Consider the following 19,804-nt stretch of genomic DNA (forward strand, 5'->3'; position numbering starts at 1 on the left):
GCCTTTTTCGGTACGGTCGGATGGGTGACAGCTGCGACGACGCGTGCCTTCCGGTTCGGGGTGAACATGGTGGCCATGGGCGGCCGGAGCGATTGGGTGGACAAGTGCCGCCGCGCCGAGGAACTCGGCTACGACGTCATCGGGGCCCCGGATCACCTCGGCCTGCCGGCCCCCTTCCCCGCGCTGGTGCTGGCGGCGGAGGCGACCGAACGCGTGCGGCTCTGTCCCTACGTGATCAACACCAGCTTCTACAACCCGGCGTTGCTCGCTCGCGAGGTCGCCGGAACCGACCAGCTGGTCGACGGCAGGCTCGAGCTCGGACTCGGCACCGGCTACGTGAAGGCCGAGTTCGATGCCGCGGGCCTGCCGTTTTCGGCGCCGGGTGAGCGGATCGACCACCTCGCCAACACCATCGCGGAGCTGCGCACGCACTTCGCTGAGGGCGCGCCCCGGCCTGCGCAGCAGCCAGGGCCGCCGCTGCTGCTCGCCGGGCAGCGGGACCGGATGCTCCGGCTGGCCGCACGGGAAGCCGACATCGTGGGCTTCAGCGGTGTCCGGTTCAACCGCGACGGCTCCTCCGCCACCCTGGCGGGGCCGCGGGAGCTGGCCCAGCGGGTCGACTTCGTCCGTGCCGAAGCCGGGGATCGGTTCGAGGAGATCGAGCTGAACGTGCTGATCCAGAAGGTCGTGGTCACCGACGATCGGGCGACGGCGCTGGACCAGCTCAGGCAGTACAGCCCGGACCTGAGCGCCGAGGAAATCGGCGAAGTGCCGATTTTGCTCGCCGGCACTGCGGAGCAGATCGCCGAACAGGTGCTCGCCCAGCGCAAGGCGTTCGGCTTCAGCTACGTCACGGTGCACGAGCCCGACCTGGAGACCTTCGCCAGGGTGATCCGTCTGCTGCGATGATCGACGTCGATGACGTCGGGGTGCAGGCCGGCGACCACTGGCTGTTCCGCGGCCTCGGCTGGCGCGTCGGCGCAGAGGAATGCCTCGCCCTCGTCGGTCCCAACGGCAGCGGCAAGTCGACCATGCTGCGCTGCCTCTACGGCACGCAGCAACCCACCGAGGGCGTGGTCACCGTCGGCGGTGAGGTACCCGATGAACGGCAGCGGGACTTCCGACGTGCCGTGTCGACCCTGCTGGACGACTCCGACTTCTTCGCCGAGCTCACCCCTGTCCAGCACCTCGACCTGATCGCGGGCTCGTTCGGTGTCGAGCTGGACTACGACGCGCTGCTTGCCGACGCGGGCCTCAACGAGCGCGCGACCGTGGCCGCGGGGCAGTTCTCCGCAGGGCAGCGGCGCAGGTTGCTGCTGCTCGGCGCGACGGCCCGGCCGTTCGACGTGCTGCTGCTCGATGAGCCGGAGCGGGCACTGGATGCCGCGGGCAAGGAGTGGCTCACCGAGGTCGTCGCACGCGCTGTCGAGTCCGGTGCGGCAGTGGTACTCGCCACTCACCATCCGCCGCTGCTGGCCTCGGCCGATCAGGTGGTGGAGCTGGGATGACCGCGAAGGCGGCGGTCCGGGTACCCGGACGCGCGCGGTTCGGCGGGCTCTTCACAGGCGAGACCACGAGCTTTCTGGCGTGGTTCGGCGCCGCCTGGCTCGGCAGCGCCTTCTACCAGCTGGACGGCTGGCGTTCGGTGCTCCTTGGCGCGGGCGGCACCACACCACGGCTGCTGCTCGCGTTGCTCACCGTGCTGGCTCTGCTCACCTGGGCCCCGTTACTGCGCAGGTCGTTCCTGTGGGCTGAGCCCGCTGCGCTGACGTGGCTCGACTTCACCGGCCGCGACCGTGCGCGGAGCATCAGCGTTCGCGTGTGGACGGTGTGGTTGCTGCGCCTGCTCGCGCTGACCTATACCGGTGCGCTGCTGGCCGCGGTCGCTCGGGCTCCGATGTGGACAGTGCTCGTCGGCGCCGCTGTGCTCGGTACCACCGCGGTCGTGGTGCTGGCGCTGGCCGCCGGAGTGGGGCACGCCCTGCGGTTGCCGGTCGCGCTCGCGGCGGGTAGGCCGCGCCTCGTGGCCGGGTGGCATGAACGAATCGTGCGCGTCGTCGCGGTGACCTTCCTGGATCCGCTGCTGATGCTGCCGGCAGCGCGGCCGGTACCGGGACACCGGCTGGGGTCGCTGCCCCGGTTCGTGCTCGCCGGAATGGTGGGCCGATCCCGCTACGCCGTCCCGGCGCTGCTGCTCGCGGTACTCGTGGCGTTCGCGCATGCGGCGTTGCCGGGCTTGCCCGACGTGGTGCTGGTGGCGCTCGGTGCGTACGCGGCCGTCATGCCCTTCGCCGGTGGCCTCGGTTGGCTGTGGCGCTCCCCCGGGCTGCGGCGCTGGCTCGACGGGCCCGACGTGGCGCTGCGCGGATGGCATGCCGCAGGCCTGGCCGCCGTCGCCACTGGATGGGCGCTGGTCGTGCTGGTGGTGACGGTGCTGCTCGGGGCTCCACTGTCCGCCGCGGCGTGGTTGTCGTTGCCGGTCATGGTCGGTGCGGTGGTCCGGACCGCCACCCGGCCGCCGATCAGCTACGAGGCGCCAGGGCAGACGGACACCCCGTTCGGCCCGGCCCCGGTGCGCCTGGTGGCGCAGCTGGTGCGGGGACCGGACCTCGGTGTCGTCGGGGTGTGGCTCCTTGCTGCTGTGCCGCTCGGACTGGTCACCGTGCTGGTGACGGCCGTCCTCGTCGTGTGGTGTGTGCTGCGCTGAGCGGCGTCCTCACTCGAACAGGCCGATGATCTCGTTGACGGCGAGATAGGCGAAGAGCACCAGGCAGATGGTGAGCAGGCCGTTGGACATCCACCGCGAGCGTGCCTCGTTCGGTACCCGCCGGGAGTTCAGCAGCACCAGCAGTGTTCCCGCGAGGAACGGCATGAACAGTGCGCCGAGCACCCCGTAGGTGACGGTGAGCTGGAACGGCCGGTCCAGGAACAACAACGCCATCGGCGGGAACGTCAGCCACAGGACGTAGGCGCGGAACGCCGGGCTGCGCTCGCCTGCCTTGCGGTCGTAGTCGTCGGCGCTGTCGGCCGCACCGGAGGGCAGCCGCCAGGTGCGCCACCAGTCGGCGAAGAGCAGGCTGACGCCGTTCCACACGCCGATCAGTGAGGTGAACGACACCGCGAAGAAGCCGATGAGGAACGGGATGCGCGCCCACTGGCCGTAGTCGTTGGCGAGGATGTCGCCGAGCATGAGCAGGCCCGCGTCGCCGGAGATCACGTCCTGGCCGAAGAGCAGTTCGGCGCCGACGACCAGCATGGCCAGCACGAAGATCGCGGTGGTGATGTAGCCGACCGTGTTGTCCAGCCGCATCATCGGCAGCCATTTCGGTGAGCGCCAGCCCTTGGCCATGGTCCAGTAGCCGTAGGCCGCCATCGTGATCGTGCCGCCGACGCCGCCGATCAGGCCCATCACGTAGACGAACGAACCACTGGGCAGGCGGGGCACGAGGCCGTCCGCCGCGTCGAGGAGGTTCGGTGCGACGAGGATGGCCGTGCCGACGACGGTCACGAACATGATCCCGACGAAGATCGTCATGATCTTCTCGATCAGCGCGTACCGGCCGAACCAGACGAGCGCGAACCCGATCAGCCCGCAGATGATCGCCCAGTACCGCACGGAAAGCCCGGGAAACAGTGCGTTGAGCGGGAGCGCCGACGCCGACATCGCGGTGGCTCCGTAGACGAAGCCCCAGACCACGGCATACGCGCCGAAGTAGACGAGCACCGTCTTCCCGAGCGAGCGCCAGCCGGCCAGTATGGTCTGCCCGGACGTGAGGTGCCAGCGGCCGACGGCTTCGGCGAGGGCGACCTTGAAGATCGTGCCGACGATCACCGCCCAGAGCAGGGTGTAGCCGTAGCGAGAGCCCGCGACCATGGTGGCCACCAGGTCGCCTGCGCCGACGCCGGTCGCCGCCGCCATCATCCCCGGACCGACCTGCCGCAGCCGGGCCCGCCAACCCAGCGGGACTTCTGTCAGCTGCTGTTCCTCACCGGCTCGTTGAGACATGCCTGGCAAGGTAACGTGATCACGGTCTCAGCGGAACCGCCGTTAATCGGTCATTTCCGGCCCCCGCGTCCACGGCCCCGCGCAGTACATCGAGCGAGACGCCCACGGCATCGGCCACCGCGACGACCGTGAAGAACGCCGGGGTTGGTATCCGGCCGGTCTCGATCTTGCGCAGTGTCTCGACGGAGATCCCGGCCTCGGCGGCGACCTCGACCATGCTCCGTTCCCCGCGCGCTTCGCGGAGTACGGCTCCCAGCCGTTCGCCACGGGCACGCTCGGCTTCGCTCAACGGCAGTCGCACCACGGGGCCGATACTAATACCGGAGCGTCCGAATTACACACAGCCTGTGGACAACTCTGTGCACAGGCTGTGGAGAAGTGTCCCCCAAGGCCACCTTGGTGGCGTTCAATGCAACCAAGGTGGCCTTGGGGGACTACTTACGCGCCTTCGGGAACTGGCAGCGGCATGCCGGGGCACGTCGTGTCGTCGGGAACGATGCCGTCCACCAGGTAGTCCTCCACCACACCGTCGGCGCAGGCGTTGCCGCCCGCGTAGATGCCGTGGTCGCCCTCGTCGGTGATCGTCAGCATCCGGGAGCCCGCGAACGCCTCATGTGCTCGCCGTGCGCCCTCGATCGGCGTCGCCGGATCGTGCTCCGACTGCACGATGAGCACCGGCGGCACCCCCGCACCGTCAAGCCGGGGCAGCTGCACTGGCCGGCCCTCCCAGAAGATGCACGGCTGCACCAGCCAGCCCCAGCCGAGTAGGGGGTACTGCCTGCCGAGGACCTCCGACTGCCGGATCACGCTGCCCCGGTTGCCGAACCACCGACCCTCATTGCAGGGAATGGTCCAGAAACTCGCGTCGTAGGCATCGTCGTACTCGCTCGGCACGATCAGCGGCTGTGGGCCGACCACATCGGTCACCTTCTCGGCGACCAGTTCCAGTGCCGCCGCCTCCCGGGCGGGTGGCTCGGTGTCCCCGGTCAGCGTCCGCACGCTCACCAGGTAGTCGGCGAGCCCTGGGAAGTCCTCCTTGTCGTACAGCTGGCCCGCGATCGCCGAGTCGAGCTCGTTCGGACCGACCTGCTCACCATCGAGGTCCACAGGCTGTTGCGCCAGCGCGGCACGCATTCGCTCGTAGGTCAGCCTGGCGGCCTCGCCGGTAGCGCCGAAGTGGTAGTGCGAGTCGTACTTCGCCAGCCACGGCAGGAAGTCCTGCCGCCAGCGCCGCTCGAAGCCACGCGGCTGCCACTCGAACGACTCCTGCCAGGTGCCGGTGAACTCGGTCGCCGAGTCCAGCACGAACCTCCCGGTGTGCTCGGGGAACTCCTGCGCATAGTGCGCCCCCAGCCACGTGCCCGCCGAGTAGCCGACCCAGTTGATCGTGTCGCGGCCGAGCAGCACCCGCAGCAGGTCGAGGTCGTGAATGGTCTGGTACGTGTTGACCAACGGACCGAGCTCGCCGGACTTGACCCGGCACGACTCCGCCGCGTACTTCGTGGCGTCCAGTATCAGGTCGAGGTTGTCCCGGCTGCGGTCACGTGGGTCGAGTGAGTTGCCGGTGCCGATCGCTCCGCCGCAGGTGATGTTGGTGCTCTTGCCGGTACCGCGCGGGTCGAACCCGATGATCTCCTGGTGCGCGCGCAGCCGGTCCTGGTCGCGCAGGCGTGCAGGGAAGCTGCGCCCCGGTGCGCCGGGACCACCCGGATTGGTGACGACGCTCGCCGTCGCCGGGCCCTCGGTCGCCGCCAGCCTGCTCACCGCGATGGTGAGGTCCACACCTTCGTCCGGTCGGGTCCAGTCACGGGGCGTGCGGTAGCTGGCGCACTCGATGTTCTCCGCGCCCGATGGCATTTCCGAGGGCAGCTCGTCGTCGGCACAGGGGTGCCAATCCAGTCGCTGACCTGCGTAGTGCTCGGGAATGCCCGCATCGGCCGACGGGTGAGGAGCCATCGGCAGCGCCACGGCCGGTGCCACCCCGGCCAGCAACGTGCCTGCCACCGCCGGAACGAGCACGGCGAGGCGAATTCTTGTCATGTCCACTGCCCCTTGATCTTGATGTCGCGCCGACATTGAAGCGGCGAACGCGTGGCGAGGCAAGCTCGCCCGTCACCGGGGCAGTGGTGAGGTACCGATGCCGCGCAGCGGTGTGGTCACCGGCTGGGCGGTCTCGGCATAGCAGGTGATGTTGTTGAAGCCGTGCTTCCAGTTCGCCTCGTCCGGCCAGCGCCACGAGGCGGCCACGTCGTCACGCGTGGCGCCGAGGTACTCGCGCAGTGCCGCCCGGCAGGCCGGCGCCGCCGTGGCGTCGAACTGCTGCTGGCTGGGGAAGGGCTGGTCCGGCGTCCCCATCCGAACGGCGCCGATCGCCTCGCCGGTGTGCGCACCGGTGCACGCCACCCGCTGTGGAAGCTCCTCAGAGGGCCGCACCGATGAGCAGATCTGGAACTCGTAGAGACCATCGCCTGCCAGGATGTTGCGGACCGAGCCGGTGCGGGACTCGGCCTCCCCGGCCACACTCAGCTGCGCGACTCCGCAGCGGTACCACCGGTTGCCGCTCTTCCATTCGTCGGCGCCGGCCCACAGCAACCACGCGCCGAGGGTGGTGGCGTCGTAGTTGGTGTTGCCGAGGAACATGGCGGCCGCCTCCCGGCACTGCGGGAACGCCGCCGCGAACACCGCCGCGCGGTCCGGTGGCTCGGCAGGCAGGTCGGCACCGAAGGTGCCTGCCTTCGTGATCTCGACCGTGTGCGGCTGGGCGCAGTCCAGGGGCGTGAGGTCGTTGCCGTCCACGCATTGGCCTGGGCCGGCCAGCGCGGGTGCCGGCGGGTCGGCGGGAGCCGACCCGGCGTCCGGCGCGTTGGTGGTCGTTCCGGATTCCGCCGGTGTGGCAGTGCCGCTGACCTCGCTCGCGCACCCGGTCAGCGGCACGGCGGCCAGCAGCACGACCGCGAACAGTACTCGCCAATGTCTCGACATCGGCCGTGACATTACCCAGTTCGTGTTCGGACGGCTTAAGGTCGACAACTCATGTTGTTGGTCAACCACACACCGTGACGAGAGCTGGTGAAGTCCTATGGCAGCGCCAACCGGCCGAAAGGGGACAGGGCTGCACTTCAGTCCCTGGAACCTGTTGCTCATCATTCCGTTCTGGATCTTGCTGACTCCGCTGTTCAACCGGTCGGACCCCACGCTGTGGGGGATGCCGTTCTTCTACTGGTTCCAGTTCGTCGGGATCGCGATCGGTGTCACCTGCACGGTGGTGGTCTACTTCGCGACCAAGGACAGGCGCGCCGTTGCCCCGCTCAGCAGGCCCACCGACGTCGACGAGCTGGATGAGGGGAGCGCGCGGTGAGCGACCTGCAGGTACCTGAGCTGATCATCTTCTGTCTGCTCTTCCTTGTCGTCACAGTGCTCGGTTTCGTCGCCGCGCGCTGGCGGGCGGGGCAGACTCTCGACCATCTCGACGAGTGGGGGCTCGGCGGCCGCAAGTTCGGCTCCTGGATCACCTGGTTCCTCATTGGTGGTGACCTCTACACGGCGTACACGTTCGTCGCCGTCCCCGCACTGCTGTTCGGTGCGGGGGCGATGGGGTTCTTCGCGCTGCCGTACACGATCATCGCCTACCCGCTGGTGTTCCTGCCGTTGCTGCGGCTGTGGTCGGTGTCGCGGGCCCACGGCTACGTCACGCCCGCCGACTTCGTGCGCGGCCGGTACGGCTCGCCGCTGCTGGCCACGCTGATCGCGATCACAGGCATCGTGGCGACGATGCCCTACATCGCGCTGCAACTGGTGGGTCTCGAGGCCGTGCTGCGCTCGATGGGGCTCAACGCAGGCGGCTTCCTCGGCCACCTGCCGCTGCTGATCGCCTTCATCATCCTGGCGGTCTACACCTACCAGTCCGGGCTGCGTGCCCCCGCGCTGATCGCGTTCGTCAAGGATCTGCTGATCTATGTGGTGATCCTGGTCGCGGTGATCTACCTGCCGGTCAGGCTGGGCGGGTGGGACTCGATCTTCACCGCGGCTGAGCAGAAGTTCGCCGAAACACCGTCACCGAATGACGGCGTGCTGCTCAACTCCAACAACCAGCTGCAGTACGCGACGCTGGCGCTGGGTTCGGCACTCGCGCTGTTCCTGTACCCGCACTCGGTCACCGGCGTGCTCGCCTCGCGTGGTCGCAACGTGCTCAAGCGGAACATGTCGGCGCTGCCGGCGTACTCGCTGCTGCTGGGTCTGCTGGCGCTGCTCGGCTTCGCCGCGATCGCTGCGGGGACCGAGCCGCTCATCAACCAGGCGACCGGCAACCCGGACACCAACACCATCGTCCCGCAGCTCTTCCATAACGAGTTCCCGGCGTGGTTCGCGGGCATCGCGTTCGCCGCGATCGGGATCGGCGCGCTCGTGCCTGCGGCGATCATGTCAATTGCCGCGGCGAACCTGTGGACCCGCAACATCTACAAGGAGTTCTTCAAGCGCAACGCCACGCCTGCGGAGGAGGCACGGCAGGCCAAGTTCGCGTCGCTGATCGTGAAGTTCGGTGCGGTGGCGTTCATCCTGTTCATCGACCCGCAGTTCTCGATCGATCTGCAGCTGATCGGTGGCGTGATGATCCTGCAGACGCTCCCGGCGGTCGCGATCGCGCTCTACACCCGGTGGTTGCACCGGTGGGGTCTGGTCGCCGGGTGGATCGTCGGCATGTTCTGGGGAATGCTGCTGCTCTACAACATCCCGAACCCGGCGACAGGGCGGGCCCACTTCGGCGGGTCGGCGCTCGCGCTGGACAAGCTGAACATCTTCGGCTGGCAGCCGTTCGCGGGTTCGACGGTGCAGATCTACGTCGGGATCGTCGCGCTGATCGCGAACCTGCTGGTCGCGGTCGTCGTGACGCTGATCGCGCGTGGCGTCAAGGCGTTCAACGGCACGGACACCACCGAGGACGCCGACTACCACGTGGACGAGGGTGACGAGAACCTGCGGCCGGTGGCCGCCGGGCACTGAGCTCGCTTGGCCGCTCAACCTGCGCATTCGGCCAGCCGGCGGCGCAGGAACCGCTGTTGCGCTTCCGAGCCCGGCAGGGCCAGTGCCGCCCGGTAGTACGCGGCGGCTCTGCCGGGTTCCCCCGCCCGCAGCCACAATGCGCCGAGCGCGGCCGGCAGTGGCCGGTACCCGGCGAGCCGTTCGTCGTTCTCCAGCCGCTCCAGCTCGGCGATCCCCGCCGCGGGCCCCTGCACCATCGCCAGCGCGATCGCCCGGTTGAGCCAGGTGACCGGTGACGGGCGCAACGCGGCGAGCTGGTCGTAGAGCTGCAGAATCCGTGGCCAGTCCGTCTGTTCCGGTCCCTCGCTCGCCACATGGCACAGCGCGATCGCCGCCTCCACGTGGTAGGCGGACAACTCGGAGCCGGTGCAGGCCGCCGCGAACGTCCGGGTGCCCTCGGCGATGAGTGCACTGTCCCAGCGGGAGCGGTCCTGCTCGGCGAGCAGCAACACCTCGCCCTCGTCGTCGACGCGGGCCGGCAACCGGCTCGCCTGCAACAGCAGCAGCGCGACCAGCGCCCGCGCCCGTGGCAGGTCGGTGCGGAGGTCGGCGAGCAGCAGCCTGCCAAGCCGGATGGCCTCACCGCACAGCTCACGGCGCACCGCGGCATCACCGGTCGTGCTGTCGTAGCCCTCGCTGAACAGCAGGTACAGCACAGCGAGCACGCTGTCCACCCGCTCGGCGAGTGCCGCGGCGGGCGGTAGCTCCAGTGACTCGCGGCTGCGCAGCCACCGCTTCGCCCGCGCCAGCCGCTGTGTGACGGCACCCGGACTGGTCAACATCGCCGCCGCGATCTCCTGCACACCGAGCCCGCCGACGGTTTTCAAGGTGAGTGTCACCTGCGAGGTCTGGGGCAGCTCCGGATGGCAACAGAGCAGCATCATCGCCAGCTCGGCGTCCCGGCCGGGAGACTGGGTGTCGGGATCCAGCTCCGCCAGTAACGGCAGCTTCGCCCGTAGCGTCTGCTCCCGGCGTACCAGGTCGATCGCCCGGTTGCGTGCTGCGCGGAACAGCCAGCCCCGGGGGTTGTCCGGGACGCCGTTGTGCGGCCAGGTGCGCAATGCCTGCTCGAACGCGTCGGCCAGCGCCTCCTCGGCGAGGTCGAGCCGTGCGGGCCCGAGCCGGCTGGCCAGCGTGGCGATGATCTGCCCGGCGCTGTGCCGGAACAGATGCTCTACCACGCCGGCCGATTCGGTCATGTCACGGCTCGCAGCCGTTGTCCCCGAGCTTGCGCACCTCGATCGGGCCGAAGTTCAGGTGTGGGTGGGTGCCGAACATCTTTTCGGCCTCGTCCAGATCGCCGGCCTCGATCACGATGACCCCGCCGACGACCTCGGTCGCCTCCGTGTGTGGCCCGTCGGCCGAGGTCAGCACGTTGTCGGCCAACCTGACCACCCGGCTGTTGCTCGTCGACAGCCCGCCGCTGAACACGAGCTTGCCCGCCCGTTCCAGGTCCGCGCTCCAACCGAAGTAGGCCTCGAGTGTCCGCTGTGCCTCGTCGGGGCTCTGGTGTGCGTTGGAGTCCTCGACGTGGCGAAGCAGACCGACGTACTGGGGCATGGTGTCCCTCCCTTTCTCGATGGTCACCCGGCAGACGAACGAGGACAGCCGAAACTGACACAACTAGCGTGACATCCATGACGGACACAGTGAGCAGATTCGGCGTCGTCGAACCGGAGGAACTGCCTGACGACCTGCGTGTGCGCATCGGCGAGATCGCGGAGAAGTCGGGTTTCGTGCCGAACATCTTCCGCGCGCTGGGGCACCGTCCGGACGAGCTGCGGGCCTTCCTCGACTATCACGACGCGTTGATGAACCGGGCCGAGGGACTGAGCAAGGCCGAGCGTGAGCTGGTGGTCGTCGCGACCTCGGGAGCCAACCACTGCACGTACTGCGTCGTGGCGCACGGCGCGATCCTGCGGATCCGGGCGAAGGACGGTGAGCTCGCCGATCGCGTGTCCAGCAACCCCTGGCAGGCCGAGCTGGACGACCGGCAGCGAGCGATCGTCGACCTCGCGCTCACGCTGGCGCAGGACTCCGCGAAGTTCGGCGAGCAGCAGCTCGCCGCCGCGCGGGCTGCGGGCCTGACCGACGACGAGATCTGGGACGTCGGCGCGATCACCGCACTGTTCGCGATGTCGAACCGTCTGGCCCACCTGACGGCGCTGCGGCCGAATGCCGAGTTCTACACGATGGGCCGCTGACTTCTACAGCTCTCGCCGCCACACCTCGGCCACCAGTTCCTGGCCCCAGCTGTGGTGCGGCTCGCTGCCTGCCGGCGTGAACCGGGCGCGCTGGTAGATGTTCCTGGCAGCGGTCAGGTTGCTCTGTGTCCACAGCTCCATGGCCCGGTAGCCCGACCGGCGCGCGAACTCGACGCATTCGGACACCAGTCGCCTGCCGACACCGAAACCGCGGGCACGGGGTTCGACCAGCAGCAGCCGCAGCTTCGCGGTGTCGGCGTCGTTGCCCCGCACGCAGAACACCGAACCGACCGGCTCACCGTCGAGCTCGGCGATCCAGCCCGCTTGGCCGGGGCTGCCTTCGGCGGCCACGTAGTCGGCGATGATCCCGGCGACGAGCCCCTCGAACGCTGGACCGAAGCCGTACTCCTTGGCGTAGAGCGCGCCGTGTCGCTGGACGACCCATCCGTAGTCGCCGGGGCGGGGTGGCCGCAGCACGAGGACGGGATCGCGCCGGTGCTCGTCGAGCAGGCCGGTGATCGTCTGCATGGCGGCGAGCAGCCGGTGCTGTTCGATCTCCGGCAGTGTGGCGAGCAGTTCGCCGATCTGGGTGTTGGTGCGTTCTTCGAGAGCGCTCTGGGCGGCGCGTCCATCCTCGGTCAGGCCCACGATGTGTCGCCGCGCGTCGCTGGGCGCCGGGCTTCGCACCACGAGCCCGCGGTTTTCGAGCCGGCCCAGCAACCGGCTGGCGTATCCCGGGTCCAGGGCCAGCCGCTTGCGCAGCTCGGGCACCTCACCGACATCGTGCTGGGCGAGTTCGTAGAGCACCCGGGCTTCGCCGAGTGAGTACGAGGTTCCGACGAGCCCTTCGTCGAGGACGCCGATCACTCGCGTGTACAGGCGGTTGAAGGCGCGGACACCGGAGATCCGCTCGGACAGCTCCATCATTGACTACCCCAACGTATTCATTGACTTAGTCAATGTTAGCTGTCGGGGCCTGAAAATTGGAAACCCCGTGATGCTGCCAGGTCGGGGGTCCGCCAGCATCACGGGGTCATGAGAGGTATCGACCGCGCCTTCGGCGGCGTTACACCTCTATCTGATTGTAACTTGAGTCACACGCGGGGCGGCTGCTCGCGGCGCGGGCGTGTCTGCGCGATCGCGATCAGCTCCTGGCGAACGGTCGCGGTGGCCGCGTTGTCGATCGCTCGGTTGATGGCACGGCGGGTGCGGGTTTCGGCACGACGGGCACGGAGTCGGGCAGCGATGTTGTTCATTGGCTCTGCAGCATCCCCTTGGGGGTCTCGTTGGCTTGCCTTTCCCTCCAAGTATGTACCTTTTTTCACAAAGTTGCCACTCGATTGTCCGGTGAGATGGCTTACGTAACGAAAGATCGTTGGCAGACGATTACTTCTTCCGACGAGCATCCAGGCTAGAGGCTTATCGGGTCGTCTAGAACTGACTGTAGAGAGCCCTAGCGACGTCAATCGTCGCCGCGACCGAGTAGGTAGTTGCCGAAGTGCGGCACGGTGAAGGCGATGTGCCCGCGTTCCGCCGAGTACACGAGCCCCTTCTTGATCAGGCTGTCCCTGGCGGGTGAGAGCGAGGACGGCTTGCGGCCCAGGTAGACCGCGACGTCGGACGTGCTCGCGCTCTCGTCGCGGCCGCGCGTCAGCTCCGCCATGGCACGCAGGTACTCGCGCTCGGCAGGTGTTGCGCGTTCGTAGCGGGACCCGAAGAAGCCGACTGCCAGTTCCGCCTCGGCCTCCGGCGCGGCGACGCGCACATCCTCCTCCGTGATCGGGTTCGACGGCGCGGCATCCCAGGCCGCTTTGCCGTAGGCCTGGATGAAGTAGGGGTAGCCGGCCGAGGCGTCGTAGAGCTCGTCCAGCGCTCGTGGTGCGATCTCGGCGCCCTCCCGTTCCACCGGGGCGAGCACCGCGCGGTCGGCATCCTCCCGGCCGAGCCGGTCGATTCGCGTGTACCGGAAGAGTCGCTCGGAGTAGGACTTCGCGGCCGAGAGCACGGCGGGCACATGCGGCAGGCCGGCACCGACCACCACCAGCGGCGCACCGGACTGGGACAGCTCGTGGCATGCGGCGCACAGCGCCGACACGTCCTCAGGTATCAGGTCCTGGACCTCGTCGATCAGCAGTGCCACTCCGGTGCCGACGTCCGTGGCCAGCTCGGCGACATCGGTGAACAGTTCCACCAGGTCGATCTCGATGTCGCCGGTATCGGCGCGGCCCTGTGCAGGCGGCACGTCGATGCCCGGCTGCCAGCGATCGCGAAGCTTGGCGTCGGGCTTGGTGGCCTTGAGGGCGAACGCCTTGAGTACCGCCAGCACCTCATCGACCCGGTCCGGCGCACGATGTCGGACGGCGATGTCGCGGACCGCCCTGTGCAGCGCGGCCGACAACGGCCTGCGTAGCTCGGCGTCCGGCCGCGCCTCGATCTTTCCGGCGCCCCAGCCGCGGCGAACCGCCATCGAGCGCAGCTCGCCGAGCAACACGGTCTTGCCGACCCCGCGCAGTCCGGTGAGCATGAGGCTGCGTTCCGGTTTCCCTCTGGCGACCCGTTCCAGCACCACGTCGAAGGCGGCCAGCTCGCGCTCGCGGCCGGCCAGCTCGGGCGGGCGCTGGCCCGCGCCGGGGGCGAAAGGATTCCGTACCGGGTCCATCGTTGGACACTATTGGATCATCTAGGACTGATCCAATACGTCGGCAGAAATCGCTAGCGGTCAAGGTCGACAACTAAGGTTCGCCTGTTGGTCACCCGGGGCTGCCAAGGTCACCGCCGTGACCATGACGAAGCGTGTGCTCGCGATCATCGCGGCAGGACTGGTGGCAATGCTCGTCGGTGGTGGCCTGGCCACCGCGAAACCGAAGCAGAAGTACTTCGACATCCAAGCTCACCGAGGCGGCATCGGCCTGACCGTGGAGGCCACACTCGCCGCGTTCGCCCGCGCCATGGACCTCGGCGTGACCACTCTCGAACTCGACATCCAGGTCACCCGCGACGGTCGCGACGTGATCACCCACGATCGTCGCATCAACCCGGCCAAATGCGCCGACACCGCGCCGGTCACACCCGGCGACCCGCAGTACCCGTACGCGGGCAAGTACATCAAGGACCTGACCTTCGCGCAGGTGCGGTCGCTGGACTGCGGGTCGCAGCGGCTGCCGAACTACCCGGACCAGCAGCTGTCCCCCGGCGCGAAGATGCCGACCCTCGCCGAGCTGTTCGCGCTCGTGCGCGAGCGCCGTGCGTCGCACATCCGGTTCAACATCGAGACGAAGGTCGAGGCGGCAGCGCCGCACGAGACGGCTCCCCGGGAGCAGTTCGTCGACCGTGTCATCCGCGAGGTCGGCCGCTCCGGGTTCGCCCGCAACGTCACGATCCAGAGTTTCGACTGGGGTGCGCTCATGCTCCTGCGCGAGCGCGCGCCCTGGCTGCCGGTGGTCGCGCTGACCCAGCCGGAGTTCCTGCAGGTTGGCCAGCCCGGCAAGTCGCCATGGCTCGGTGGTCTCGACATCGACGACTTCGGTGGCAGCCCGGTCCGGGCGGTGGCCTCCTTCGGTGCGAGTGCGCTCTCGCCCGTGCACGGCAACCCGCAGGGCGGCACGATCAACGATCCGAACTACGTCCCGTTCACGACCAAGGCGCTGGTCGACGAGGCGCACCGGGCAGGCATCAAGGTGATCCCGTGGACGATCAACGACAAGAACACCATGCGCAAGCTCATCGACGATGGTGTGGACGGGATCATCACCGACTATCCGGATCGGCTCCGCGAGGTGGCTGCCGAGCACGGCTTCCGGCTGCCCAAGGCCTACCCGGCCAAAGGTAAGAGCTTCTAGCGCTGTCTAGATCTGAAGCTAGAGAACTGTAGACGACTGAAGACGGCGGGTAGCGGGCAACACGTCCACTACCCGCCGTGCACTACCGGCTCGCCACCTTCCGGTACCGGGCGGTGGCGAGTGGCGCGAAGATCGCGATGATCGCTACGCAGCTCAGTACCGCGTATAGTGCCGCGTTCTCCGCCGGCCAGCCCGACGGTGGCGGCCAGCCCGCCGGGTTGGTGTTGCCGAACAGGTCCCTGGTGGCGTTCACCGCCGCGGTGAAGGGGTTCCAGTCGGCGATCGTGCCCAGCACGCCGGGCAGGCTCTCCTGTGGCACGAACGCCGACGAGACGAACGTGAGCGGGAAGAGCCAGATGAGCCCGGCGCTGTTGGCGACCTCGACGCTGCGGGTGAGCAGCCCGATGTAGGCGCCGACCCACGACAGCGCGAACGCGAAGAGCAAGATCATCAGGTAGCCGAGCGCCGCGTCGGCCGCGCTGCTGTGGATGCGCCAGCCGATGAGCAGGCCCGTGAACGTCATGACCACCAGCACCAACACGCTCAGCACCTGGTCGGCAGTCGTCCGCCCGATGATGACGGCCAGCCGCGACATCGGCAGCGAGCGGAACCGGTCGATGATGCCCTTCTGCAGGTCGTTGGCGAAACCGATGACGGTGTAGGAGGAGTTGAACGCCACCGTCTGCGCGAAGATCCCGGCGATCAGGAACTCGCGGTAGTCGGCGCTGTCGCCGCCCGGTCCGCCGATGGCGTTGCCGAAGACGTAGGCGAACATCAGCACGAACATGATCGGGAACGCCGTCGCGCCGAGTAGCCATTCGGGGTTGCGGCGCACGTTCATGACGTTGCGCCAGGTGATCACCCCGCTGTCGGAGACCAGCTTGGCCAGCCCGTTCACCTGGCCACCTCCTCGCCGGTCGAATGCCCGGTCAGTGACAGGAACACGTCGTCGAGCGATGGCCTGCGCAGCCCGACGTCCTGCACCGTGACGTCCTGCGCATCGAGCCTGCGCAGAACCTCGACCAGCGCCTTCGGTCCGGTGTCCACGAGCACGTCGGCTTTGCGGGTGTGCTCGTCAACGGTTGCCTCGCCGACACCGACCTCGTTCAGCACGCGCACCGCCACTGGGAGCTCCTCGGGTATGGCCACGACCAGTTCCAGCCGTTCCCCGCCGATCCGCGCCTTGAGCTCGTCCGCCGTGCCGCGGGCGATGACCCGGCCGCGGTCAATGACGACGATGGAATCGGCGAGCTGGTCGGCTTCCTCCAGGTACTGAGTCGTGAGCAACACGGTCGCGCCGGTGGCGACGAGCTCCCCGATGACCTCCCACATCTCGATCCGGCCGCGCGGGTCGAGCCCCGTGGTCGGCTCGTCCAGCACCACGACGCTCGGCTCGGCCACGAGTGCGCCCGCCAGGTCCAGCCTGCGCCGCATGCCGCCGGAATAGCCCTTCGCCGGCCGGTCGGCGGCCTCGGCGAGCTGGAAGCGGTCGAGCAGCTCACGGGCGCGTTCCCGCGCCGCGGCCCGCCTGCGGCCGTAGAGCCTGCCGACGAGGTACAGATTCTCGAACCCGGTCAGGTGCTCGTCGACTGCCGCGTACTGGCCGGAGAGCCCGATGGACCGGCGGACCGCGTCCGGTTCGGTGAGTACGTTGTGCCCTGCCACCTCCGCGTCGCCGGAGTCCGGTGTGAGCAGGGTCGTCAGTATCCGGACGGCGGTGGTCTTACCCGCGCCGTTCGGCCCGAGCAGGCCGAGTACCTGCCCCGTGCGGATCTCCAGGTCCACGCCGTCGAGCGCGCGTGTCGAGCCATAGGTCTTGACGAGGCCGCGCGCCCGTACCGCGACACCGTTGTCGGTTGAGGACATGTCGCCAGGGTAGGGACGCCCACCGACAGATCGGCACCGATTTACGTCCCCAAGGCCACCATAGTTGCGTTGAACGCAACCAAGGTGGCCTTGGGGGCTGTTACCGGCTACCTCTCCAGGATCGCTGTGATGCCCTGGCCACCCGCTGCGCAGATGGAGATCAGTCCGCGCCCGGAGCCCTTCTCGTGCAGCAGCTTCGCCAGCGTGCCGACGATCCGGCCACCGGTGGCCGCGAACGGATGGCCTGCGGCGAGCGAGGAACCGTTGACGTTGAGCTTGCCGCGGTCGATCGAGCCGAGTGGCTCGTCGCGGCCCAGCCGTTCCTTGGCGAACGTCGGATCCTCCCAGGCCTTCAGCGTCGCGAGCACCTGCGAGGCGAACGCCTCGTGGATCTCGTAGAAGTCGAAGTCCTGCAACGTGAGCCCGGCCCGGTCGAGCAGCCGGGGCACGGCGTAGGCGGGAGCCATGAGCAGGCCCTCGTCACCGTGCACGTAGTCGACGGCTGCGGTCTGCGCGAAGGTCACGTACGCCAGCACCGGCAGGCTGCGCTCCCGCGCCCACTCCTCGGTCGCCAGCAGCACGGTGGACGCGCCGTCGGACAACGGCGTCGAGTTGCCGGCCGTCATCGTGCCCTCCGGTCCGCCGAAGACCGGCTCGAGCTTCGCGAGTTTCTCCGCGGTCGAGTCCGGCCGCAAATTCTGGTCGCGGGTGAGGCCGAGGTAGGGCGTCACCAGGTCGTCGAAGAAGCCACGGTCGTAGGCGGCGGCGAGGCGTTGGTGGCTGGCGGCGGCGAGCTCGTCCTGCTCGCCGCGCGAGATGTCCCACGCCTTCGCCGTGCGCGCCGCGTGCTCGCCCATCGACAGTCCGGTACGTGGTTCGGCGTTGCGGGGGATCTCCGGAACGACGTGGCCGGGCCGGATCCGGGTGAGGAGCTTGAGCCGCTCGCCCACTGTCTTTGCGGCGGCGAACCGCACCAGCAGGCGGCGCAGGCTGTCGTTGACGGCGAGCGGCGCATCGCTGGTGGTGTCGACCCCGCCGGCGATCGCGGAGTCGAGCTGCCCGAGGGCGATCTTGTTGGCGACGTTGACCACCGCCTGCAGGCCCGTCCCGCACGCCATCTGTACGTCCGCGGCCGGTGTGGTCGGCGCGAGCCTGCTGCCGAGCACGCATTCGCGGGCGAGGTTGAAGTCGCGGGCGTGTTTCAGCACCGCGCCCGCGGCGAGTTCGCCGATCTGCTCGCCCTGCAGGGAGAACCGGCTGACGAGGCCGTCGATCGTGGCGGTGAGCATGTCCTGGTTGGCGGCCTCGGTATACGGCCCGTTCGACCGCGCGAAGGGGATGCGGTTGGCGCCGACGATCGCGACCTTGCGGATGGCCGGCGTGTTGTTCCTGCTCGTGTTCCGCGGCTTCTGCGCTGAGGTCATCGCTCCTCCTGGTCAGCGTCGACGCACCTACTCGTGAGTAGATTAGGCTGACAGTGCACAATCGGCACGGGAGGGATACCGATGGCGGACAGGTATCAGCAGTTCACCAGAACACCGGTCGGCAGATTCCTGGTGCCGAGGCTCGGCCTGCCCAACCCGCCCACGCTGCGGCGCTACCAGCCGGGTCAACCCGCCCTCGATGGTCCCGCACTTCTCGGTGCCGCGCCCGGCGGGCGGCTGGAGAAGACGCTCGGCGGGCAGCTCGCCTCCGTCGGTATCGAGGTCCTCTGCAGCCCCGTCGGCGATGCCCGCTACGGTGCGCTCGTATTCGACGCGACCGGCATCACCGAACCAGCGCAACTGCGTGAGCTGCACCGGTTCTTCCACCCGGTCATCCGCAAAATCGGCCCGTCCGGCCGGGTCGTCGTGTTCGGCACCCCACCCGAACTGGCCGAGGGCCGGGAGCGCATCGCGCAGCGCGCGCTCGAAGGGTTCACCCGCTCGCTCGGCAAGGAACTCAAGCGCGGCGCGACCGCGCAGCTCGTCCACGTCGCCGCCGGCGCGGAGGAGGCCACCGAGTCGACCCTCCGCTTCCTGCTGTCGGCCAAGTCGGCGTTCGTCGACGGGCAGGTCATCGGCATCGGCACAGCGGGGGTCACGGAGGCGCAGGCGCCACCGAGCTGGGAGGCGCCGCTCGCCGGCAAGGTCGCTCTCGTCACCGGTGCCTCGCGCGGCATCGGCGCCGCGATCGCCGAGGTGCTGGCCCGCGACGGCGCCCACGTCGTCGTGCTCGACATCCCGGCGCAGGGCGCGGACCTGTCCGCGGTCGCCAACGACATCGGCGGTTCGGCGCTGCAGCTGGACATCACCGCCGAGGACGCGCCGGACCGGCTCGCCGGGTATTTCACCGAGCGGCACGGTGGCGTCGATGTGGTCGTGCACAACGCCGGGGTCACCAGGGACAAGACGCTGGGCAACCTCACCGAGGGCGCCTGGGATGCCGTGCTGTCGGTGAACCTGCTGGCCCAGCTCGCCGCGAACGACAAGCTGCTCGCGGGCAACGTGCTGCGGGCGGGCGGCCGCATCATCGGCGTCTCGTCCATTGCCGGGATCGCGGGCAACCTGGGCCAGACCAACTACGCCACCAGCAAGGCCGGTGTCATCGGCATGGTCGACGAGGCCGCACCGCGGCTGGCCGAGCATCCCGGGACGATCAACGCCGTCGCACCAGGGTTCATCGAGACCAAGATGACCGCCGCGGTCCCGGTGGTGATCCGCGAGGTCGGCAGGCGGCTGTCGAGCCTCGCGCAGGGCGGGCTGCCGGTCGACGTGGCCGAGACCATTGCCTGGTACGCCAACCCCGCATCGTCCGCCGTCAACGGCAACGTCGTGCGGGTCTGCGGTCAGGCGTTCCTGGGAGCGTGA

General features: G+C 68.8%; 20 protein-coding genes. 8 read left to right on the top strand and 12 right to left on the bottom strand.

The window, feature by feature from the left end; genetic code table 11:
• The first annotated feature begins 24 nt into the window (after positions 1-24).
• From ABZ863_RS20775 to ABZ863_RS20785, 3 genes are read left to right on the top strand one after another with little or no spacing between them, the layout of a single operon-like run.
• Positions 25-909: an LLM class F420-dependent oxidoreductase gene (locus ABZ863_RS20775; RefSeq protein ID WP_358538017.1), complete on the top strand. Its 885-nt coding sequence runs from the start codon at positions 25-27 to the stop codon at positions 907-909.
• Positions 906-1,508, top strand: coding sequence for an ATP-binding cassette domain-containing protein (locus ABZ863_RS20780; protein WP_358538019.1), 603 nt, complete (start codon positions 906-908; stop codon positions 1,506-1,508). The genes ABZ863_RS20775 and ABZ863_RS20780 overlap by 4 nt, the downstream gene beginning before the upstream one ends.
• Positions 1,505-2,707, top strand: a complete 1,203-nt coding sequence (locus tag ABZ863_RS20785; RefSeq protein WP_358538021.1) for a DUF6297 family protein — start codon at positions 1,505-1,507, stop codon at positions 2,705-2,707. Before ABZ863_RS20780 ends, ABZ863_RS20785 begins: the two co-directional genes overlap by 4 nt.
• Before the next feature lie 9 nt (positions 2,708-2,716).
• Here ABZ863_RS20785 and ABZ863_RS20790 read toward each other — a convergent pair whose 3' ends face one another.
• From ABZ863_RS20790 to ABZ863_RS20805, 4 genes are all read right to left on the bottom strand, one after another.
• Positions 2,717-4,006: an Nramp family divalent metal transporter gene (locus ABZ863_RS20790; protein WP_358538023.1), complete on the bottom strand. Its 1,290-nt coding sequence runs from the start codon at positions 4,004-4,006 to the stop codon at positions 2,717-2,719.
• 19 nt (positions 4,007-4,025) lie between these two features.
• A complete protein-coding gene (locus tag ABZ863_RS20795) occupies positions 4,026-4,310 on the bottom strand; it encodes a helix-turn-helix transcriptional regulator (protein WP_358538026.1) in 285 nt (94 codons plus the stop codon).
• Between the two features lie 134 nt (positions 4,311-4,444).
• Entirely contained in the window at positions 4,445-6,046 is a 1,602-nt protein-coding gene (locus ABZ863_RS20800) for an alpha/beta hydrolase (RefSeq protein ID WP_358538029.1), read from the bottom strand.
• Positions 6,047-6,118: 72 nt separating this feature from the next.
• Complete coding sequence (locus tag ABZ863_RS20805; RefSeq protein WP_358538032.1) at positions 6,119-6,988, bottom strand: septum formation family protein; 870 nt, start codon at positions 6,986-6,988, stop codon at positions 6,119-6,121.
• Positions 6,989-7,085: 97 nt separating this feature from the next.
• Between ABZ863_RS20805 and ABZ863_RS20810 the strand changes: the two genes are divergently transcribed.
• Both ABZ863_RS20810 and mctP read left to right on the top strand, forming a co-directional pair.
• On the top strand, positions 7,086-7,364 hold the full coding sequence (locus ABZ863_RS20810) for a DUF3311 domain-containing protein (RefSeq protein WP_358538034.1): 279 nt from the start codon (positions 7,086-7,088) through the stop codon (positions 7,362-7,364).
• On the top strand, positions 7,361-9,007 hold the full coding sequence (mctP, locus tag ABZ863_RS20815; RefSeq protein WP_358538036.1) for a monocarboxylate uptake permease MctP: 1,647 nt from the start codon (positions 7,361-7,363) through the stop codon (positions 9,005-9,007). Before ABZ863_RS20810 ends, mctP begins: the two co-directional genes overlap by 4 nt.
• Positions 9,008-9,021: 14 nt before the next feature.
• On the opposite strand, the gene ABZ863_RS20820 is transcribed toward mctP, so the two are convergent.
• Together ABZ863_RS20820 and ABZ863_RS20825 are read right to left on the bottom strand one after the other, a co-directional pair.
• Positions 9,022-10,245, bottom strand: coding sequence for a sigma-70 family RNA polymerase sigma factor (locus tag ABZ863_RS20820; RefSeq protein ID WP_358538038.1), 1,224 nt, complete (start codon positions 10,243-10,245; stop codon positions 9,022-9,024).
• A 1-nt stretch (position 10,246) separates the two neighbouring features.
• Positions 10,247-10,606, bottom strand: a complete 360-nt coding sequence (locus ABZ863_RS20825; protein ID WP_358538040.1) for a YciI family protein — start codon at positions 10,604-10,606, stop codon at positions 10,247-10,249.
• 77 nt (positions 10,607-10,683) lie between these two features.
• On the opposite strand from ABZ863_RS20825, the gene ABZ863_RS20830 reads away from it, so the two are divergent.
• Entirely contained in the window at positions 10,684-11,250 is a 567-nt protein-coding gene (locus tag ABZ863_RS20830; RefSeq protein ID WP_358538042.1) for a peroxidase-related enzyme, read from the top strand.
• Positions 11,251-11,253: 3 nt separating this feature from the next.
• Here the strand turns inward: ABZ863_RS20830 and ABZ863_RS20835 are convergent, their stop codons facing one another.
• From ABZ863_RS20835 to ABZ863_RS20845, 3 genes are all read right to left on the bottom strand, one after another.
• The gene (locus ABZ863_RS20835; protein WP_358538044.1) at positions 11,254-12,177 is read right to left on the bottom strand and encodes a helix-turn-helix domain-containing GNAT family N-acetyltransferase; all 924 of its coding nucleotides are present in this window, start codon (positions 12,175-12,177) and stop codon (positions 11,254-11,256) included.
• 167 nt (positions 12,178-12,344) lie between these two features.
• Positions 12,345-12,506 (bottom strand): hypothetical protein, encoded by a 162-nt coding sequence (locus ABZ863_RS20840; RefSeq protein WP_358538046.1) that lies wholly within the window; start codon positions 12,504-12,506, stop codon positions 12,345-12,347.
• A gap of 206 nt (positions 12,507-12,712) precedes the next feature.
• Positions 12,713-13,909, bottom strand: a complete 1,197-nt coding sequence (locus ABZ863_RS20845; RefSeq protein WP_358538048.1) for an AAA family ATPase — start codon at positions 13,907-13,909, stop codon at positions 12,713-12,715.
• 124 nt (positions 13,910-14,033) lie between these two features.
• Between ABZ863_RS20845 and ABZ863_RS20850 the strand changes: the two genes are divergently transcribed.
• Positions 14,034-15,089, top strand: a complete 1,056-nt coding sequence (locus tag ABZ863_RS20850; RefSeq protein WP_358538174.1) for a glycerophosphodiester phosphodiesterase — start codon at positions 14,034-14,036, stop codon at positions 15,087-15,089.
• 82 nt (positions 15,090-15,171) lie between these two features.
• On the opposite strand, the gene ABZ863_RS20855 is transcribed toward ABZ863_RS20850, so the two are convergent.
• From ABZ863_RS20855 to ABZ863_RS20865, 3 genes are all read right to left on the bottom strand, one after another.
• Positions 15,172-15,987 (bottom strand): ABC transporter permease, encoded by an 816-nt coding sequence (locus ABZ863_RS20855; protein WP_358538050.1) that lies wholly within the window; start codon positions 15,985-15,987, stop codon positions 15,172-15,174.
• On the bottom strand, positions 15,984-16,955 hold the full coding sequence (locus ABZ863_RS20860; RefSeq protein ID WP_358538052.1) for an ATP-binding cassette domain-containing protein: 972 nt from the start codon (positions 16,953-16,955) through the stop codon (positions 15,984-15,986). The genes ABZ863_RS20855 and ABZ863_RS20860 overlap by 4 nt, the downstream gene beginning before the upstream one ends.
• Positions 16,956-17,062: 107 nt before the next feature.
• Positions 17,063-18,379 (bottom strand): acetyl-CoA C-acetyltransferase, encoded by a 1,317-nt coding sequence (locus ABZ863_RS20865; protein ID WP_358538055.1) that lies wholly within the window; start codon positions 18,377-18,379, stop codon positions 17,063-17,065.
• Between the two features lie 81 nt (positions 18,380-18,460).
• Between ABZ863_RS20865 and ABZ863_RS20870 the strand changes: the two genes are divergently transcribed.
• Positions 18,461-19,804 (top strand): 3-oxoacyl-ACP reductase, encoded by a 1,344-nt coding sequence (locus tag ABZ863_RS20870; protein ID WP_358538058.1) that lies wholly within the window; start codon positions 18,461-18,463, stop codon positions 19,802-19,804.

The organism is Saccharomonospora sp. NPDC046836 (assembly GCF_040645195.1).
Lineage (GTDB): Bacteria > Actinomycetota > Actinomycetes > Mycobacteriales > Pseudonocardiaceae > Prauserella_A.

Bases quoted from the DNA above. Each gene is read 5' to 3' on its own strand.
- ABZ863_RS20860 (WP_358538052.1), bottom strand. From the start codon at position 16,955: ATGTCCTCAACCGACAACGGTGTCGCGGTACGGGCGCGCGGCCTCGTC.
- ABZ863_RS20845 (WP_358538048.1), bottom strand. From the start codon at position 13,909: ATGGACCCGGTACGGAATCCTTTCGCCCCCGGCGCGGGCCAGCGCCCG.
- ABZ863_RS20820 (WP_358538038.1), bottom strand. From the start codon at position 10,245: ATGACCGAATCGGCCGGCGTGGTAGAGCATCTGTTCCGGCACAGCGCC.
- ABZ863_RS20790 (WP_358538023.1), bottom strand. From the start codon at position 4,006: ATGTCTCAACGAGCCGGTGAGGAACAGCAGCTGACAGAAGTCCCGCTG.
- ABZ863_RS20840 (WP_358538046.1), bottom strand. From the start codon at position 12,506: ATGAACAACATCGCTGCCCGACTCCGTGCCCGTCGTGCCGAAACCCGC.
- ABZ863_RS20825 (WP_358538040.1), bottom strand. From the start codon at position 10,606: ATGCCCCAGTACGTCGGTCTGCTTCGCCACGTCGAGGACTCCAACGCA.
- ABZ863_RS20800 (WP_358538029.1), bottom strand. From the start codon at position 6,046: ATGACAAGAATTCGCCTCGCCGTGCTCGTTCCGGCGGTGGCAGGCACG.
- ABZ863_RS20780 (WP_358538019.1), top strand. From the start codon at position 906: ATGATCGACGTCGATGACGTCGGGGTGCAGGCCGGCGACCACTGGCTG.
- ABZ863_RS20870 (WP_358538058.1), top strand. From the start codon at position 18,461: ATGGCGGACAGGTATCAGCAGTTCACCAGAACACCGGTCGGCAGATTC.
- ABZ863_RS20835 (WP_358538044.1), bottom strand. From the start codon at position 12,177: ATGATGGAGCTGTCCGAGCGGATCTCCGGTGTCCGCGCCTTCAACCGC.
- ABZ863_RS20865 (WP_358538055.1), bottom strand. From the start codon at position 18,379: ATGACCTCAGCGCAGAAGCCGCGGAACACGAGCAGGAACAACACGCCG.
- ABZ863_RS20830 (WP_358538042.1), top strand. From the start codon at position 10,684: ATGACGGACACAGTGAGCAGATTCGGCGTCGTCGAACCGGAGGAACTG.
- ABZ863_RS20805 (WP_358538032.1), bottom strand. From the start codon at position 6,988: ATGTCGAGACATTGGCGAGTACTGTTCGCGGTCGTGCTGCTGGCCGCC.
- ABZ863_RS20810 (WP_358538034.1), top strand. From the start codon at position 7,086: ATGGCAGCGCCAACCGGCCGAAAGGGGACAGGGCTGCACTTCAGTCCC.
- ABZ863_RS20850 (WP_358538174.1), top strand. From the start codon at position 14,034: ATGACGAAGCGTGTGCTCGCGATCATCGCGGCAGGACTGGTGGCAATG.
- ABZ863_RS20785 (WP_358538021.1), top strand. From the start codon at position 1,505: ATGACCGCGAAGGCGGCGGTCCGGGTACCCGGACGCGCGCGGTTCGGC.